This is a genomic window from Serratia sp. T13T92, from assembly GCF_047530105.1.
GTDB classification, from domain to species: Bacteria; Pseudomonadota; Gammaproteobacteria; order Enterobacterales; family Enterobacteriaceae; genus Chania; species Chania fonticola.
The window spans coordinates 1-1018 of the sequence record NZ_JBLJAK010000121.1; the positions used below are offsets into that span (position 1 = coordinate 1).

Here is a 1018-nt window from a genome sequence, read left to right on the forward strand (position 1 = left end):
GATAAGTGATATCCCAGGACCACACCGTATTCGGGGCCGACGCCGTGTGGCTGGTCGGCGGGGCCCGTTTCTTCGGGGCTTGGCTGCGGCCACGGTGATGCAGTTGGTTTTCTGCGTGCAGCACCCGATAAAAGGTCGACTCCGATGCCAGGTAGACCCCCTTATCGGCCAGATGAGGAACGATCTGTCCAGGTGGCAAGGAGGCATATTCCTCACGGTTGCACAGGGCAATAATCGTCTGCCGCTCCTCTGGACTCAGCGCGTTAGCGGGCGGCGGTTTGAGCACCGTGGTTCTGCCATCAGCGACGAGCGTATCGGTAGACTGCCAGCGTTGCAGCGTGCGTAGCCTGAGCCCGAACTCGCGGCAGGCCACCGTTTTGCGGGCCCCTGCGGTGACGGCGTCGTTAAACCAGTGGAGGATATTCTGCCGTTCTGGCAACGGGGTCAGTTCTCCTCGTTGTCTGGCTCCCAGTAGGCAGAGAGCTTTTTTCTGAGCACCAGGATGGCTGCGGCCTCGGCGAGGGCTTTATCTTTACGCCGCAGTTCACGCTCCAGCTCTTTGATATATTTTTTGGCTTCTTTCAGTTCGGTACGATCGGTCATCAGGGTCGCTTGTTGTTGGGTGTGGCCCGCGATGCAGGCCTGTCGCCAGCGGGTAATCTGCTCAGGATACACGCCTTTGGTGCGACAATATTCACTCAACTCCACCGCAGACAAAGAAGCGGTTTCCACCACGACGGCCAGTTTGATTTCGGCGGACCAACGTTCAGCAGGAAGTGAAGACGTGGGAGGGGTCTGCTTTCCCCGTTTGGCATTGATGCGCCATGTATAGAGTGTGCCTGCTGGGATCCCTTCCTGCTTTGCCAGTTCAGAGACAGAGCGATTAATTGGGGGTAATAACTGTTTGAGCAGAGATTCTTTATGTTCTGCAGAGTAGGTTTGCATCGGGTTAGTTTCCTCGCCCCTGAGGTTCAATGGATTGAATCAGTTCAGGCGACAACTACCCTGACATGGGGGG

1 pseudogene is annotated in these 1018 nt (G+C 56.9%); it reads right to left on the reverse strand.

The features are described 5' to 3' along the window. Positions 1 to 945, reverse strand: a pseudogene (locus ACMV5I_RS29485) (transposase); the annotation flags it as partial. Between the last annotated feature and the right edge of the window lie 73 nt (positions 946 to 1018).